The following is a 16,128-nucleotide window of genomic DNA, read 5'->3' on the forward strand; positions in this document are numbered from 1 at the left end:
TACCCGCGCTCAATTGGTGTCGAAATATTCTTATTTGCAGCGACATTGTCGCTCAGGCACCCATTAAAACTCAGGGTTAAACAAAATTGTTGCGCCTTGCTCAGCACTCGTTACACAATGACGAAATGCGGTAAAAAGCTCTCGACCACATCCTTGTTGCTGCCACTGCTGAGGTCCGGTTATCGGTCTGTTAGTCAAGTCACTGTGACACATCATCGAACCCGATTCAGCATCGATAGCGATGATGTCGCCGTCTTTTAACTGGCTTAGCGGGCCACCGCGCTTGGCTTCGGGAGTGATATGCAACACGGAGGGGACTTTCCCCGAGGCTCCTGACAGACGCCCATCGGTTATCAGAGCTACCTGCAACCCTTGTTTCATCAAGTTAGCTAAAATTGGCATTAACTTATGTAACTCAGGCATGCCGTTGGCTGAAGGGCCATTATAACGTACCACAATCACACAATCTTGTTGAAATTCATCCCGTTTGTAGGCAGCTTCAACAGCATTTTGCGAATCAAAAACACGAGCGGGTGCACATATTTTACGGTGAATTGGCTTAACCGCACTGATCTTCATCACTCCTCGGCCTAAATTCCCAGCTAAAAGGGCTAACCCACCATGGCTCGAGAATGGTTCGCTGGCGCTGGCAATAATTTCAGGATTGCTGCTCTTTGGAACATCCTGCCAAACTAACTGATCATTGATGAGAGTCGGAACTTTAAAGTAATCGGCCAGCGTGCCATAGCAGGTCAGTACATCGGTGTGTAACATTTGTTGCTCGTTGAGCGTTTTCAACAGCAACGGGACGCCGCCAGCGGCATGAAACTGGTTGACATCGGCGGGGCCATTTGGATAGATGCGGGCCATCAGTGGCACGGCTGCAGAGAGCTCAGCAATATCGTCCCAAGTTAAAATAAGTCCCGCAGCTCGCGCCAGTGCCACCATGTGAATCGTGTGGTTGGTTGAACCCCCCGAAGCTAACAGCGCAACCAAGCCATTGACTAAGGACTTTTCATCGACGACGCGGCCAATTGGACGATAGTCCCCCGAGCGACTAATTTTTACCATTTGGCGGGCGCTGAAGGCGGTGAGTTCGTGGCGAAGCGGGCTGTCGGGATGGACAAAAGCACTGCCTGGTAGCATCAGCCCCATTGCTTCAAAAACCAGCTGGTTGGTATTGGCGGTGCCATAGAAAGTGCAGGTGCCAGGGGAATGATAAGCTTGGCATTCCATTTCTTGCAGTGCGTGTTTATCGGTTTGTCCGGCCGCGTAACGTTGGCGCACGGTCACTTTTTCTTCATTGCTAATGCCGGTCGTCATCGGGCCAGCAGGCACGAACATGGTGGGCAGATGTGAAAAACTCAGTGCCCCCATCAATTGCCCCGGGGCAATTTTATCGCAAATTCCCAAAAGTAACGTGCCATCAAAGGTCTGGTGGCTTAACGCAATTGCGGTGCTCTGAGCAATGTTATCGCGCGAAAACAGCGACAACTCCATGCCATCTTGGCCTTGGGTAACGCCGTCACACATGGCTGCAACGCCGCCAGCCACTTGAGCACTATGACCTAAATCAGTGAGTACCTTTTTCAGCTCATCAGGATAATACTGATAAGGCTGATGAGCACTGAGCATGTCGTTATAGGCGGTCACAATCGCCATGTTGAGCCGGGTCAAATCAAGAATCTGATTTTTTTGACTATGACTACAGGCCGCTACGGTGTGCGCGAGATTTCCGCAACTAATCTGGCCACGTTTGGGCCCTTCTTGCGCGGCGGCATCAAGCCGTTGCAGATAGGCTTGGCGCAAGTTGTGGCTGCGTTTGGCAATCCGCTCGGTGACCGCCACAATGGTTGGATTCATGATGCAACTCCGATTATTGTTCGATATGTTTAGCGACAGCACTGACGCAGCGATCCACGACCTGGTTAAAGTCACCATCAATACTAATCGTGAACACATCGGTCTCATCATGACTTGGCATTTCTAGCGCGTCGAATTGACTTTGCAGTAAACTCTGCGGCATAAAGTGATTTTCACGCTGACGCATCCGTCGACTGACCAGCTCGATATCGCCGTAAAGGTGTAAAAAAATAAGGTGCGGGTTGCCATCACGAATGGTATTCCGATAACGGCGCTTTAATGCCGAACAGACAATGACGCCTTGTTCACTTTTATGGCCGATACTAAAGGCCGCATCGCGAATGCGTTCTAACCACGGGGAGCGGTCATCATCATTAAGAGGCGCCCCTTCTGACATCTTCAGGATGTTCGCTTTTGGATGTAAGTCATCACCATCGATGAATTTTGCGTCAATGGCCTTGGCCAGAGCGCTGCCGACTGATGATTTACCGCTGCTGGAGACTCCCATCAGAACGACACATAATCCGCGTGTTGAATTTTCCATTTTTTACCCTTTACCAGTTTTAGATACCACAATTAGTCTCGACACTTTGTTCTCGAACCAAGCCGCAATGCGCTGGTGCTTGAATCAAAAAAGGGCTTTGTCATAGCAAGCGAAAGAGGTGTAAGTGATTCGCTGGAAAGTCATAATTTTTCCATTTTTTTGACAGCTACCGCATTTTTGAAAGTTAATAAGTATCTCTGCTTCCAATGGTATTATTGTTACCCGTATCATGTTACCGGTAACTTACGAGAATGTGAAGTCTGTAGCAAAAATAAGGATTTTGGTCATGTCTGATATTTCATTGATCCTCACGGCAGTTGGCTCGATAGTCTTGCTGCTTTTTTTAGTGATGAAGGTGCGCCTGCATGCCGTGGTCTCATTGATCATCGTGGCAATGCTCGCTGGTCTTTGTTCCGGAATGGAGCCAAGCCAAATAGCCAAAACAATCGAAAAAGGGATGGGGGGGACACTTGGGTTCGTCGCTGTTGTTGTCGCACTCGGCGCGATGTTCGGAAAGGTGATGGAAGCCACTGGTGCTTTGGATCAAATCGCGCATACTTTGCTCAACCACTTTGGTGAAAAGCGAGCACATTGGGCCATTGCGGTAACCGGTTTTATCTGTGCTTTGCCACTGTTTTTTGATGTGGCTGTGGTCTTGTTGATTGGTCTGGCATTTGCCATTGTCCGCCGCGGTGGGGGTTCCATGGTGAAAATTGGGATTGCGCTGTTGGCTGGGATTGCCTCGTGTCAGGCTTTTTTGATCCCCGCGCCTGGGCCGATTCTGGTGGCTGCTCAATTGCATGCCAATTTCGGTTACATGATTTTATTCGGCTTGCTGGCCGGGATTCCGGCGATGATTCTGGGAGGACCGATCTGGGGGGCTTTGATTGCTAAAAAAGTCCATCTGGAATTACCAGAACATGCCAAATCCGATGAAGTAGGGCGTGAAGGTGACGGTAAACCAACCTTTACGCTAGCATTAGGCTTGGTTGTGTTGCCGTTGGTGATGATTGGCCTTAAAACCATCGCATCTCGCTTTATTGATCCCCATTCCAGTGCTTACGGCTGGCTCCAATTTATTGGTCATCCGTTTACTGCGATTATCGTCGCCTGCTTAGCTGCATTCTATCTGCTTGGGGTTCGCCGCAACATGGCTCCCAGCCGGATCATGGAATTGTGTAACGAAGCCATTCAGCCCGCTGGCGTGATTATTTTGGTGACTGGAGCCGGTGGGGTCTTCAAACAGGTATTGATTGATTCAGGCGTTGGTGGCGCGTTGGGGCACATGCTGGCTTCAAGTGGCCTGCCAGTGGTCTTGTTAGCCTTTATTTTGGCGGCGGCAGTTCGCCTGATTCAGGGCTCTGCAACGGTTGCTATGCTGACCACTTGCGGTTTGATTTTACCGATGCTGGAACCTTTAGGGTTAAGCGGAGCGCAGCTTTCATTAGTCACCATTGCGATTGGCGGTGGGGCGATTGTCTTCTCGCACGTTAATGACTCTGGATTTTGGTTAGCGAACCGTTTCTTTTCGATGACTGAAAAACAAACGCTACAGACATGGACCGTCATGGAAACTATTATCGGTACATCCGGAGCCGTCATTGCGATGGTCTTATCAGTTTTTGTGCATTGATTACTCGTAGAATGTGGCTTGGATTGGGGGCCAATAATGCCCCCAATTTTTTATTAGGAGTTAAGCATTTTATGTAGTTTTTTCTGAAGGTTTGGGTGGGAGCGAACCGTTTTACTGATGAGGTTATACTCGTGCACACTTAAGCCGTTGTTTTTAACTGCTTGGATCATTTCGTTATTTGCTTTTTTGCGGATCCCTTGCTGTTTTGAGGCATCTTTGGTGGCGCGTAATTGTTTGATCGCATCATGAGATATCTGACTCACTTTTTCAGAAGCGTGGGCAAATCGTTTGAGTTGACTATCTGAGATATGAACCGCTGGTGATTTGCTCTGAGCCGAAGGCGGGTTAGATGGTTGGGCTTGGACTGTGATGGCTGTGGTGAATAAACTCGTTCCCAGGGCTGCGCTAAGTGCAATCTTGTGGATCGATTTCATGAATACCTCTCTTGTGATTAAAAAATAGGCTGAACTTGTCAGCCCGGCCATCCTAACGAACTCAAGAGGTATAGATCAAGGCTATAGCTACCAATCTGTATAATGATAGTGGATACTTACTTTTCTTTACATAAATCGATTTATCTGGGTTGCTAGATCACATCAATCATACGTTTATTTTTATAGTCGCGCTCCATCACTGGCAAATAGATGAATCGCTTCAGCGTTTACTTCAATGGCTAGTTGTTGGTCAGGGTTTGCGTCAAAGCGTCCATAATGTTGTAAATAGATGGCATAGCCTTGCCAATCTAAATGTAACAGTGTGACATCCCCCATCATCTCAACAACTTTCACGGTAGCAAGAGGATGGTCACTGTGGTTAACAATTTTTAGCTGATTAGGACGAACCCCTAATGTGACCGGCTGTTCACTTAAGCGATTTGCAACGTGTTTAGCACTCACTTCTAGCCTAATTCCCTGACAATCTGCGACCCATCTGTCGTTCTGCTGGGTTAATGTCCCAGCGAGCAAATTCATCGGGGGCGAGCCGATAAACTGAGCGACAAAGGTACAATTAGGTTGGTCATAAATTTCCAGCGGTGAGCCTTGCTGAATGATATAACCATCTTTCATGACTACGATTTTATCGGCGAGTGTCATCGCTTCGACTTGATCATGCGTCACATAAACGATGGTTGTCTTAAGCTGCTGGTGGAGCGATTTAATTTCCGCGCGAAGTTCCATGCGTAATTGAGCATCAAGGTTAGAAAGGGGCTCATCAAACAAAAATACTTTGGGATTGCGTACCATCGCGCGTCCCATGGCGACGCGTTGGCGTTGACCGCCGGAGAGGTCTTTTGGCAACCGATCAAGGAGTGGGGTGATGTCTAGAATCTGAGCCACTGCTGCTACTTTCTTTTGGCGGGTGGCGGCATCCACACCTTTGCTCTTCATATGAAATGCCATGTTTTCACTGACGGTTAAGTGCGGGTAGAGCGCGTAACTTTGAAATACCATCGCAACATCGCGTTTGGCCGGTTCAATATGATTGACGATTTGTGAGCCAATTGAGATATCGCCGCCACTGATCGCTTCAAGGCCTGCAATTAGGCGAAGTAGTGTTGATTTGCCACAGCCAGATGGGCCTACCAACACCGTAAACTGGCCATCTTCAATGTGCAGATCCAATGGCTTGATAACCTGCGCACGTGCATAGTTCTTACTCACCTGACAAAGTTCTAGGTTAGCCATAGACCTTCTCTCCTGATTTGCTGTCTGAAATTAACTGTGAGCGACTTAAAATGTGCCGGGGATGAGTTGAAATGGCCGAACTTGCCAAGGTCGTCGCCCATTGCAATGCTCGATCAACTGAATGCGATTCATTGATCGAAGCGAGATAACCAGTATTGAAAATATCACCGGCGCCGACCGTATCGACTACATTGACCGACGCCGTTCGGCAGTGGTAAAGCTGGCCATTGCTATAACAACTGGCCCCTTGAGCTCCCTGCTTGATGACCAGATGTGCTAGTTGGGGAAGCCATGAATGAAGTAGTTGTGCCCCCCGCTCGATATTTTTCTGAGCGCTCAGTTCAAGCACTTCCAGCTCATTGAGTAGTAAAAAATCAACCCATGGTAACCATTTTTGCACCATAGGCCGGACCGCCTGCCATCCTTGTGGAGGCCAGCCGCAGTCTAGCGCAATTTTAAATTGGCGGTTTTTCAAAGTCTGGATCAGCTGCTGATAATGACTCAGTAGGTTGAGTGTTAAAAAGGCGCCGCTCAGCAGTACGATCTCATGACCGTGGCTTTGTTCTGGTAGTTGACTTAACACATCATTGATACTTAATTGCTCAACATTCCCTTGCCCGGTCAGAAAGGTTCGCTCGTGATCGTTGTGGGTGATCCCAACGGTGACCGAGGTGGACTGTTGTGTTGTTGGCCAGCTTTGGCTATTGGCAAAATGCCCAGCCAACCAGTCGCCAAAGATGTCATCACTTTTATTGGCGATAAGCCGATATGGGATCCCCAATGCTTCGGCGGCTAAGGCGCTGTTGCCAGCACTCCCGCCGACTCGCCAGGTGTTGGATGGCAAAAGCACCTCAGTACCACGCTGTGGCCAGCTATCTAAGGGGCCCATAATCAAGTCGATATTAACGTTGCCAACGATATAAAGTGGATTGGATTGCGCTTTGTCACTCATAAAATAATCACCTGTGCACTTGCTATCGATGTTGTTATTGTTTGCATTGGTTTGTCTTTTTTATACTCAAAAGCCATTGTTTTATATCCTTGGTTATCCTTTAGTCCCACCGTCGGTTAGTCCTTGAACGAGTGTTTTTTGCAATGCGATGGCGATGACCAATGGAATCACGGAGGCGAGAATGCCAGTGGCGGCAATCAGGCCATCATCGGTCGCGCGGCCTGCCATAAAATCAGCAATGGCTACAGGCAATGTTTTGGCATCGGCGTTATTGGTAAACAGTAGGGCGTAGAAGAATTCATCCCAAGCGAGTAACCAGCCAAATAACGATGCTGCGCCAAGCGCAGGTTTTGCTAGTGGCAAGGTGATTTTGATCAGAATCGCATGGGTTGCTAAGCCATCGAGCTGAGCTGCTTGTTCAATATCTTGTGGCATTTCATCAAATTGGTTTTTTATCATCCAAGTCAGAAACGGCAAAATTAATGAGCAGTAAACGAGGATCAACCCCCAGTGAGTGTTGAGTAGCCCTAACCGTTGTAAAATAAAGTACATCGGTAAAATAAAAGCGACCGGCGGAACCATATACATCCCTAAACTTGCCATTAACCACGATTGCCGGCCGGGGAACCGGGAGAAGCTATACGCTGCGGGAATAGCTAGCAAGAGCGATATCAGTGTTGCACCGGTGGCGGTGATCAAGCTATTGAACATGGCTTTTAGAAACAAGCTCCCTGGGCTGTTGGGCGCAAGCGTTAACAACACTTTGTAGCGGCTGAAATCCCAGTGTTTAGGAAACCAGTGCAGCGGGATCTGGGTGAGATCTTTGGCTGAACTGACACTCATTAAAAACAGCCATAACAGCGGTGCCAAGATCGAAATGGCAACGAGCAGTGCCGCTAAATAAATGAATATGCGTTTATATAAAGGAGTTGGCATGGGGTCACCTTTGCTGAGCTCTTAAAATAAACAGATAAAGCGAGATTAAAACGGCGCAGACCAGCGTCATAAGTAGCGCATAAGCGGCTCCGCTACCTGCTTCTAAGTAGGTAAATGATTGCTGGTAAACATAAAAACTGACCGTTTTGGTTGAGTTCATCGGCCCGCCCCGCGTCATGGCGTAAATAATGTCGAAAATCTTGAAAGCATCGATGGTGCGCAGCACTAACACCGCACAGAGTGGGGCCAGAATTGCAGGAAGGGTAATCGATTTAAACCGCATCCAGGCTTTGATGCCATCAATCCGTGCCGCTTCATATAGCTCTTGTGGAATGGTTTGCAGGGCAGCTAACACCATCAACGTAACCAGTGGATAGTTTTTCCAGATATCCGCAAACATGACTGCGTAGAGTGCCCGATCCGGCGAGCCCAGCCAGCTCTGATAGTGGCTGATAATGCCTAACTGACTTAAGAGCGCATTGATACTGCCAAAATCAGGGTTAAAGTTCAGCCGCCACATCATGGCATTGACAATCGTCGGGAGTGCCCATGGCAAAATCACCAGAATGCGCAGCAGTGTGCGACCGACAAATTTCTGATTGAGCAAAAGCGCGACCAAGACACCGATAATGCCCTCGATCCCTACCGACAAAATGGTAAACCAAAGGCTTCGACCAAAGGCCGCCTGAAACCCCGGGTCGGTGAGGGCAAAGTAGTAATTTTCCCAGCCCACCCAGTGGATTGCCGTGCCATTGCTGATGAGTGCGGCATCGGTAAAACTGAGCCAAACGGTGCGAATCAGCGGATAAAGCGTTAATAAGGCCATCATCACCAGCATTGGGAGCATAAGCCCCCAAGCTTTGCGACGATCCCTTTGCGGCAAAGTCAGCATTTATTCACCCCTTAGTGCAACCGCGAAATAACCTGGTTAGCTTGTTGCATCGCATCTCTAGCGCTTTGTTTATTTTGCAGGACACGTTGAATCGCTTGCTGAAGCGTATTAGACAGACGTGGATATTGTGCTGTCTGAGGCCGCGCAAGCATGGCACCAATGGATATTTTCGCTGCTTCGACGAGTTCTTTCTGGCCTTTTAGAACGGCGGGTTTGTCATAAGAGGCTTTCCAGATGGGGAGGCTCAGTTTTGAGTATTTGTCCTGAACTTTTTGTGAAGTCAGATAGCTGATAAATTTCCAGTCAGCATCTGGATGTTGGCTATTGCTGGTGATCCCAAGTCCCATCGAGCCATTGACTGCACCCACATCACCAAGATGTTCCCCGGGCATAGGCTCAACGCCAACATCGCCGGCAACCTGACTTTGTTTTGGATCGTTTGCAAGGTTGTACATGTAGGTCCAGTTCAGGGCAAAGGCTGCATCGCCGCTTGAGAAGACTTTACGTACGTCTTCTTCTAAGTATTCTCGCGAGTTGGGGTTGGAGAGCTTGTCAGTTAACGTTTTTTTCATAAACTGAACCGCTTTAAGTGAACCACCAGAAGCAAACTGCGGTTTACCATCTTTGAAGAATACACCGTTATAGCTAGACACTAAGGTGGTGTAATCGCAAATCAGCGCTTCTGATTGTGCCCAGCTCCAGACCATAGGATATTTTACTAAGCCTTTATCTTTGATGATCTTAGCTTGCTCAGAAAGCTCGCTGAGCGTTCTCGGGGGATGGGTAATACCTGCTTCTTTAAGCATTTTTTTGTTATAGAACAGATATTTGGTATCTAAAATCCAGGGCATCCCCCAGTATTTATGGTCATATTTAACGGTTGTCCAGGCCCCTTTAAATATTTTATCTTGCCAGGAGGGCTTAATTCGCTTGGTGACATCTTTTAAAATGCCAAATTTGGCAAACTCAGCAGGCCAAATGACATCATAAAGCACCACATCATAACCGTTAGCGCCGGCACCTTTGGCCGCGATAATCTTATCGTGTAAGGCTTCATAGGGAACGAATTCTAGATTGACCTTAATATCTGGATTTGCTTTTTCGAATCCTTGGGTCATCGCCTGAATGTCACTCTTGCTATAGGCAGCTTGAGACATAAACAAGGCGTTGATGGTCGTATTGGCATGAGCGTAAACACTGACGCTCATTGCGGCTGTCATCGATAGTGCCAGCCAACTTTTATTTAATGTCATAGCTTAACTCCTTTTGATAAATCCGTTTTTTGCAGTCTAAGTACTATTAATTAAATCAATTTGATTGCTTTAATTTCTAGCATAATAATGCCTTCATATTTTAAGCAATTTATCGTCCTTACTTTGGGCTTAAGTGCACCGGGCTTTATAAAATGACACTATCAGGAACTAACCTTGAACATGCCAAATTACACAATCGCCGAGTTGTGCTTGAAACGGTTCGTTTACATGGAAAACTGACTCGGGCTGAAATTGCGCGCCTGACTCATTTAACACCGCAAACGGTTTCGAACATTACACGCGAATTAGAAAAGGCCGGATGGCTTAAATCCCATCAACCGCTACGTTCCGGGCGAGGACAACCCGCGATACCACTGTCTATTGCCCCTGATGGTGCTTGCTCGATTGGGATCCACGTTGATCAAGGGCTGTTAACTCTGATCGTAGTCGATTTAGCTGGCCATCCTCTTGAACGTCACGAAATAACGCTGCCAAGCTCCCAACCCGAGCAAATTCTATCTCAGGTTAAAAAATTGTTGCATAAATTGCGCCATAGTACTGAATTTGATTGGGAAAAATTGCTCGGAATCGGCTGGGTGATGCCCGGACCTTTTGATGTCGAAGGCATTACCAGTGAAGGCCCAACGACTTTGCATGGTTGGGAAAAGGTAAATATTAACAATGAATTAGAGGATGAATTTCACCTTCCAGTATGGGTCGCTAATGATGCAACTGCCGCTGCTTTAGGGGAGCGATTGTATGGTGCTGCGACCCAATTACACTCGTTTGTTTACCTATGTATTAACCAAGGATTAGGGGCAGGATTGTACCTGAATGGGCAAATTTATGACGGCTGTTCGCACAATTCTGGTGAAATAGGCCACATTATAGTGCAAAGCGATGGAAGACTTTGTTTCTGTGGTAATCATGGCTGTTTGGAGCGTTATCTGTCTTTGCAAGCTGCCTATGAAATGTGCGGATTAACTGGTGAAAAAGCAACACCGGAAGGCTTATTAGCACTTGATGATGAGCAGTTAAATTTGTGGTTGGATTCAGCTATCCCCGCGACCCGCCAGGCGATTAATATCATTGAGTGTTTGTTTGATGCGCAATCGATTGTGATTGGCGGAATGATCCCTGAAGCGATTCTAACTAAATTGGTGCAACGATTAAGCCCTTTGCATCGTTCGGTACGCTCTAAATTGCCGGATGAGCTGCGTATTCGAGTGGGGAAAACTGGCCGTGATGCCGCACCATTAGGTGCCGCCGCTTTGCCTATTATGCTCATTGAGCGTGCATTGTCGCAAGAGTAACCAGCTGACATGCATTCATTGGGGGAATGTCATAAAGGCAGATATTGTCTGACTTCATTTTCCTTCAATAAACTTATTTAGCGAATATGATAGAAGTAAGAAGACTGAAAACCAGCTCTACCGGATTTGATACAACTTGCTGCTATCGGTAGAATTTCAGCCATTTTAACCTATTCACCTTAATGTTGTAATTGTTAGATTTGTCAAAATTGATGTTTTACATGCAAGTTTTGTTTGAGTAGGGGACATCCATTTAAACTGTTTTACTCCACAACAAAACAATTTTACATTTAAGAATTATCGGCTTACTTCTTTTGCCCAGTATTAATTTACCGTAACTTTATTAGGCTAGAAATTTTCTTTCTTCGAAGTAAACTGTATTTACACAAACCAATCCTGAAATCAGGCTCACCAGCTCTACCCGATATAAATCAATCGCCTCTTAGTCCGATCCCGAAACTGTCAGCCAGATAACCCTTACAGAAAATGTCCGATAGAAGCCAAAAAGATTTCCCCAATCATAACTGAGTTATTTTTTCCCTGTTTTTATTTTCTATTAACGTGTAGGTTATCATTACTCTTCAATTAACTCGCCGTGTATGGTTACACGTCCTTGATCCGGACATTTGAAACAAAATTGCTTCGCTTTTTTATTTCCATAATCGAGATTGCCACCATTTAATAATGTATACACGCAAGGATAAATACATTGCCATAATTCATGACATATTGGTGGACAAAGGTCTTCTACTATATATTCTTCACCAGTCTTATGATGATGTGCTCTGCATTTACTTTCAATAATTGTAAGTTTTACTTTCATTGTATTTGCTTCGCCTCGTTACATTTCGATTATCTGATCTATTCTTAGCTTCTGTTCATCAGTTATATTTTTACAATCTTTTAGCTTCAACAACCAAACCCGATCTGAATCCCTATAAAATGATGATTCATTTTCTTTAAGTTTAGTCAGAATTCCTTCTATATCGACCATGTCTATTTTATATCTCTTAAAGTTTGTCTGTGAGAAATCTCTCATTGCATAACGCATAGAACAGTTGCAAAATAGTTGTCGCGATATTTTGGGAAACAAAATTCGTGACAATTATTTTGTCAATTTATTCGTCTTGTTAGAAATTTTCTCCGCCATTTGTTTTTCTACATCGGTAAGGATTGATACCAACATTTCCTTTGCTGAACCATCATCTATGTCATTAAGGATTTTATTCTTTAGCTCATCTGGCAGAATAATTAATACTTTCACCAACGCCCCCATAGTTGGGAATAACAGGTCGCTAATAGTTCTACTGGCAATATCCATCACCTTTTGTGAAGCTAGCTCTAGCTTTTCTATTCGTTCATCTTTTGCTCTTACTTTACTCTCTAATGCATTTTTAATTTTTCCTTGTTCTTCTTTCTGCTCTAAACTAATTTCCTTACGGATTAGCATTTCCAATTTTTCAACTGAGAAAGATTCCGAATATTTTATTGCTGTATCCACAACCTTACTTTGACTGTCTATCGCTGTAGATTGGTGAAGAATGATCCCTTTGGTTTCACTTAGGATTTTTTCTTGTTGTGCTATTCGATCTACCAGAATTTTATTTTTGTTCTTTTGGTAAAAGAAGATTACTAATAACATTACTGTATTAATCAATGGTATTAAATTTTGTATATCCAAAAATCCTCCTAGATTTCTAACATTTTTATATCGTGCACACTCAAAAACTGCCTGTACACTTTTATTCTAAATTTCGATAACTAATGATTTATCAAATAGTTATCCGCTATTGTTTAAATACACTCAGGAGCAAAGTGTGCACGCACGATATTTCTTCTTATCATGCACAATAACTATCCAGTCATATTTTATAATCCAATGATTTATAAGTATTTTAGTCATCTTCTTAAAAGCAAAGTGTGCAAACAAGGTTACAAAATGCGCTTTGATTTTCTATCCATCAAAATAATGCTGTGGACTGATACAGTTTTTTCAATTAACTCGGACATCACGCTGTTAAGGCGATTCAGGTAGATGCGCCAGTGCGCATGCAAGTTATATGTTCAGCTGTAACCGGCACGCTACCGCCCCAGAAAATCATAGCGATTCCTGTCGGACGATGTCGATTAAAGGCTATTGCGACCGATCAGAGCGCTGAGCTGAATGTGCAATCCAGCAGCGAAATACGGCGAGGGGAGGCAACTGATTATTTTCATTGTAAAGCGCTCAATATAGAATTCTATGTCTAATTGGTCATTTTTTGATTGGGATCAGACGCTATTCACCCTCAATAACTCGCTGATAATTAATAGTTAAGTCAAAAGTAGTAATAAATTATATGACGATACGATTTAGCTCTCACAAATCATCATGGCTGCGAGATGTTTTTATGCGTGGTTGGGGGGCAGTTAAAATGATTATGCTTATTTGCAAGTGGCCAAAGAATATTATGGTCGAACTGTCACGAATTCAATTGGGCAAATTTCTGTAACGTTTTGATGGCCAAGGTAACAAACGGCGACGGGCTGATTTAATTTCATCAGTTGTTTGAGCCATAATAACTGGTTGTTTTGCAGTTTATCGTTGGGGCCTTTGACCTCTAACCAGCCATAATTGTGCTCATTCCAGATAAATAAGTCGGGCATACCGGCTCGGGTCAGGCGCAGGTCAAAGAGTTGATAGCGAAAAAGTTGCTGCCAAATGCGAGCCGGGATGTGCCAAAGAGCTGCTTCAAGCAAATTCTTTGGCAGAGCTTGCCAGTCAAATAGGGGGTTGGCAAATCCCTGTTTTTGTTGGTAGCGTTTTAAAACTTGCTCAGGCCAACTGGCTGAGGTTATTTGATTGAGTAAGTCATCCAACATGGGTTGGCGTTTGTCACAAAAATCGCGGGCATGTAGATCCGCTGGGCCTGCCTGAAACGGATGAAAAAAGACGCCCTCGATCTCATCGTTAAATAACGCCGGCCAAATCGTCAGCGCCAGTATGCCGTTAATCAAGGCATTTTCGCAGTGTACCCCTTGCCAGCCTTGGGCGTTTAAAAGGACCAAAGCACTGGCTTCTGGGGCGTGTTCTATCACTGGGGCTGGCCAGTCAATGCGCTGATAGTTGATATTTTCAGGTTCGGTTACCGGCTGTTTTAGCTTTTTGTGCAACCGATAAGCAAAATTCTGTGCAAATTGTTGCTCACTTAAATTGGCTGGCGCGGCCAACATCGCATCGAGTTTTGCCAATGCTTGGGATGGGGCCAGTCCGGATAAAATCCGAACCTCGCGCTCGCGGCTAAAAATACTGTCGATGTCTCGGTACAGGGCCAGTGCTTCACTAAGTTGAGCACGGCGCTCGTATTCGCGTGCCAGCTTTTCTGTGAGCCGGACCATTCGCCTTAACAGGGCCGGATGATCTAGATTAGCGGGGATGCGCTGTAAGTATTCACCCACTGACCAATCGCCATTTTTAGGTTGGGTTTCTAATTCATCGGCAATTTCGCTAAGTTGCAGGGCCTGGTCTATCTGCGCTCGGCTTTGATACAAACGGTTTTGTTGGTCGAGGCGATAGTGCTCATAACGGACCAGTTGCAGGTCTGAGAGCACAAAGTCAGTCAGACTTTGTCGAGTGTTATTAAAATACAATAAGTCAAAGAGCTTTAACCAGTGATTCTCAAGCAGTTGAATGATGGTAAATTTAAATCGAGGGATCGGTTGGTGGGCTAACTGCTCGATCAGGTCGGCTTTTTTAAGGCCGGTTAATTTTGGCTTTTCAGGACATTTTTTAAGCTGAGTTTTTAACTCACTAGCGGTTAATAGCTGACCTAATATCTCCCAGTCCTGTGGCTGCGTACACTGAATAAGTGAATGCTCACTGAGTTGATCGATAGCGCTCGGAATATTGGCTATTTCCGGATAATTAAATTTATCAGAACGAAACAGTTCACCCTTGCGGCAGAGCATTCGCACATATAGCTTTTGCGCATCGAGTGATAAGGAGCGCAGTGTTGCTAAGAGTTGTAACTCTTGCTCAGTGAGTAGATCGTTGTAGCGTTCGACGACCCCTTCAACGAGCCGCCAAAAATTGGTGAGGTAGTAATCCGCCGGTAATTCTACAGATAAATCAGTCATTCACTTGCGCCGAGTGAGCTCGACGCACAGCGATTACTGGGTGCTATAAACGTCGATAGTCACTTTTTCTGAAAGAGACATTGCTAGGTTATTGTCATAATAAGCCGCTTCATTGATGAAGTTTGGATAAACCGTTTGTTCGCCTTGGTAAGGGATCACTTCGTCATCAAAGGTGATATACATTGGGTCACCTTTTTTCAGCGGTTTAAAATCGTTGCCTTCTAATGCCTGATGAACCATGCCGGCCCGCTCGCCGTTTTCATCCAGTGGAATTTTCACTTCTTCTATAAAGCGATAGGCTTCGACACTTTTAGGCAGTTCAGGCAGCTGGTCATTATTATACAGCTCTAGAAAATCGAGTATATGCCCGGTGAGTTCTTCCATCCACGCCAGCACATCATGGCGCAGACAACCTTGTGGCTGTGGCCCTACTTCGACAATGACGCCAAATTTGCCCATTGTGGCTAACAGATGGTGTTCATCTTTGCTTTTATGATCTTCATCGCGAGAGATATTAACCTGCGGCATTTTGAGTTTCACGTAGCCTGCCATCAGGTTGTACATGGGGTGTTGTTGAACCAATAGTAGGCAGGGGCCCATGTTGCTGGTGGTGTTGTGAAGATCCAGCACAAAATCAAATTTAGGTTGCTCTTTACTACCTAAATACAAACTTAACGCTTTAGCGCGAGATTGTTCGTAATTGCCAAGGGTGGGATCGGCGAGCAGGTCGGTGCGAAACTGGCGGTTGAGATCCGCATCTAGATAACGTTTGTTGGCCGCAAAGGCTTTTGGATTGGCTAGCAGTGTTTCAACATTCAGTGTGGGGCGAGAAATTTGCTCGGAATGTTTATGCCATTTTTTTAATAGATAAATTCCCGAAAATTCATTGCCATGAGTGCCACCTAAGATGGCGACTGAGTTAATTTTTTCCACAAAACTTC

14 protein-coding genes are annotated in these 16,128 nt (G+C 45.5%); 2 read left to right on the forward strand and 12 right to left on the reverse strand.

All coding sequences use genetic code 11. From position 1 onward, the window contains the following. Window positions 1-63: 63 nt before the first annotated feature. Window positions 64-1,866, reverse strand: a complete 1,803-nt coding sequence (edd, locus tag EV690_RS15950; RefSeq protein ID WP_165872794.1) for a phosphogluconate dehydratase — start codon at window positions 1,864-1,866, stop codon at window positions 64-66. 10 nt (window positions 1,867-1,876) lie between these two features. Then, window positions 1,877-2,407: a gluconokinase gene (locus tag EV690_RS15955; RefSeq protein WP_131914018.1), complete on the reverse strand. Its 531-nt coding sequence runs from the start codon at window positions 2,405-2,407 to the stop codon at window positions 1,877-1,879. 286 nt (window positions 2,408-2,693) lie between these two features. On the opposite strand from EV690_RS15955, the gene gntU reads away from it, so the two are divergent. After that, window positions 2,694-4,040 carry a gluconate transporter gene (gene gntU / locus EV690_RS15960; protein WP_131914019.1) on the forward strand — a complete coding sequence of 449 codons (1,347 nt, stop codon included), beginning with the start codon at window positions 2,694-2,696 and terminating at the stop codon, window positions 4,038-4,040. Between the two features lie 53 nt (window positions 4,041-4,093). Here the strand turns inward: gntU and EV690_RS15965 are convergent, their stop codons facing one another. The 6 genes from EV690_RS15965 to EV690_RS15990 form a co-directional block, all read right to left on the reverse strand. After that, on the reverse strand, window positions 4,094-4,474 hold the full coding sequence (locus tag EV690_RS15965; protein ID WP_165872787.1) for a DUF4168 domain-containing protein: 381 nt from the start codon (window positions 4,472-4,474) through the stop codon (window positions 4,094-4,096). A 180-nt stretch (window positions 4,475-4,654) separates the two neighbouring features. Further along, window positions 4,655-5,725, reverse strand: coding sequence for an ABC transporter ATP-binding protein (locus EV690_RS15970; protein WP_131914021.1), 1,071 nt, complete (start codon window positions 5,723-5,725; stop codon window positions 4,655-4,657). After that, a complete protein-coding gene (locus EV690_RS15975; protein ID WP_131914022.1) occupies window positions 5,718-6,677 on the reverse strand; it encodes a carbohydrate kinase family protein in 960 nt (319 codons plus the stop codon). The genes EV690_RS15970 and EV690_RS15975 overlap by 8 nt, the downstream gene beginning before the upstream one ends. Window positions 6,678-6,770: 93 nt before the next feature. Further along, window positions 6,771-7,613 carry a carbohydrate ABC transporter permease gene (locus EV690_RS15980; RefSeq protein ID WP_131914023.1) on the reverse strand — a complete coding sequence of 281 codons (843 nt, stop codon included), beginning with the start codon at window positions 7,611-7,613 and terminating at the stop codon, window positions 6,771-6,773. 4 nt (window positions 7,614-7,617) lie between these two features. Then, window positions 7,618-8,505, reverse strand: a complete 888-nt coding sequence (locus EV690_RS15985; protein WP_131914024.1) for a carbohydrate ABC transporter permease — start codon at window positions 8,503-8,505, stop codon at window positions 7,618-7,620. A gap of 11 nt (window positions 8,506-8,516) precedes the next feature. Continuing rightward, window positions 8,517-9,758, reverse strand: a complete 1,242-nt coding sequence (locus EV690_RS15990; protein WP_131914025.1) for an extracellular solute-binding protein — start codon at window positions 9,756-9,758, stop codon at window positions 8,517-8,519. 152 nt (window positions 9,759-9,910) lie between these two features. On the opposite strand from EV690_RS15990, the gene EV690_RS15995 reads away from it, so the two are divergent. Next, complete coding sequence (locus tag EV690_RS15995) at window positions 9,911-11,071, forward strand: ROK family transcriptional regulator (protein ID WP_131914026.1); 1,161 nt, start codon at window positions 9,911-9,913, stop codon at window positions 11,069-11,071. A 574-nt stretch (window positions 11,072-11,645) separates the two neighbouring features. On the opposite strand, the gene EV690_RS16000 is transcribed toward EV690_RS15995, so the two are convergent. From EV690_RS16000 to EV690_RS16015, 4 genes are all read right to left on the reverse strand, one after another. Next, window positions 11,646-11,894, reverse strand: a complete 249-nt coding sequence (locus EV690_RS16000; RefSeq protein WP_131914027.1) for a TIGR04076 family protein — start codon at window positions 11,892-11,894, stop codon at window positions 11,646-11,648. A gap of 282 nt (window positions 11,895-12,176) precedes the next feature. Next, a complete protein-coding gene (locus EV690_RS16005; RefSeq protein ID WP_131914028.1) occupies window positions 12,177-12,752 on the reverse strand; it encodes a hypothetical protein in 576 nt (191 codons plus the stop codon). 767 nt (window positions 12,753-13,519) lie between these two features. Beyond that, window positions 13,520-15,187, reverse strand: coding sequence for a VRR-NUC domain-containing protein (locus EV690_RS16010; protein WP_131914029.1), 1,668 nt, complete (start codon window positions 15,185-15,187; stop codon window positions 13,520-13,522). A gap of 33 nt (window positions 15,188-15,220) precedes the next feature. Further along, window positions 15,221-16,120, reverse strand: a complete 900-nt coding sequence (locus tag EV690_RS16015; RefSeq protein ID WP_131914030.1) for an aspartoacylase — start codon at window positions 16,118-16,120, stop codon at window positions 15,221-15,223. Window positions 16,121-16,128: the final 8 nt, after the last annotated feature.

Origin of the sequence: Celerinatantimonas diazotrophica (genome assembly GCF_004339545.1) — a bacterium.
Taxonomy (GTDB): Bacteria; Pseudomonadota; Gammaproteobacteria; order Enterobacterales; family Celerinatantimonadaceae; genus Celerinatantimonas; species Celerinatantimonas diazotrophica.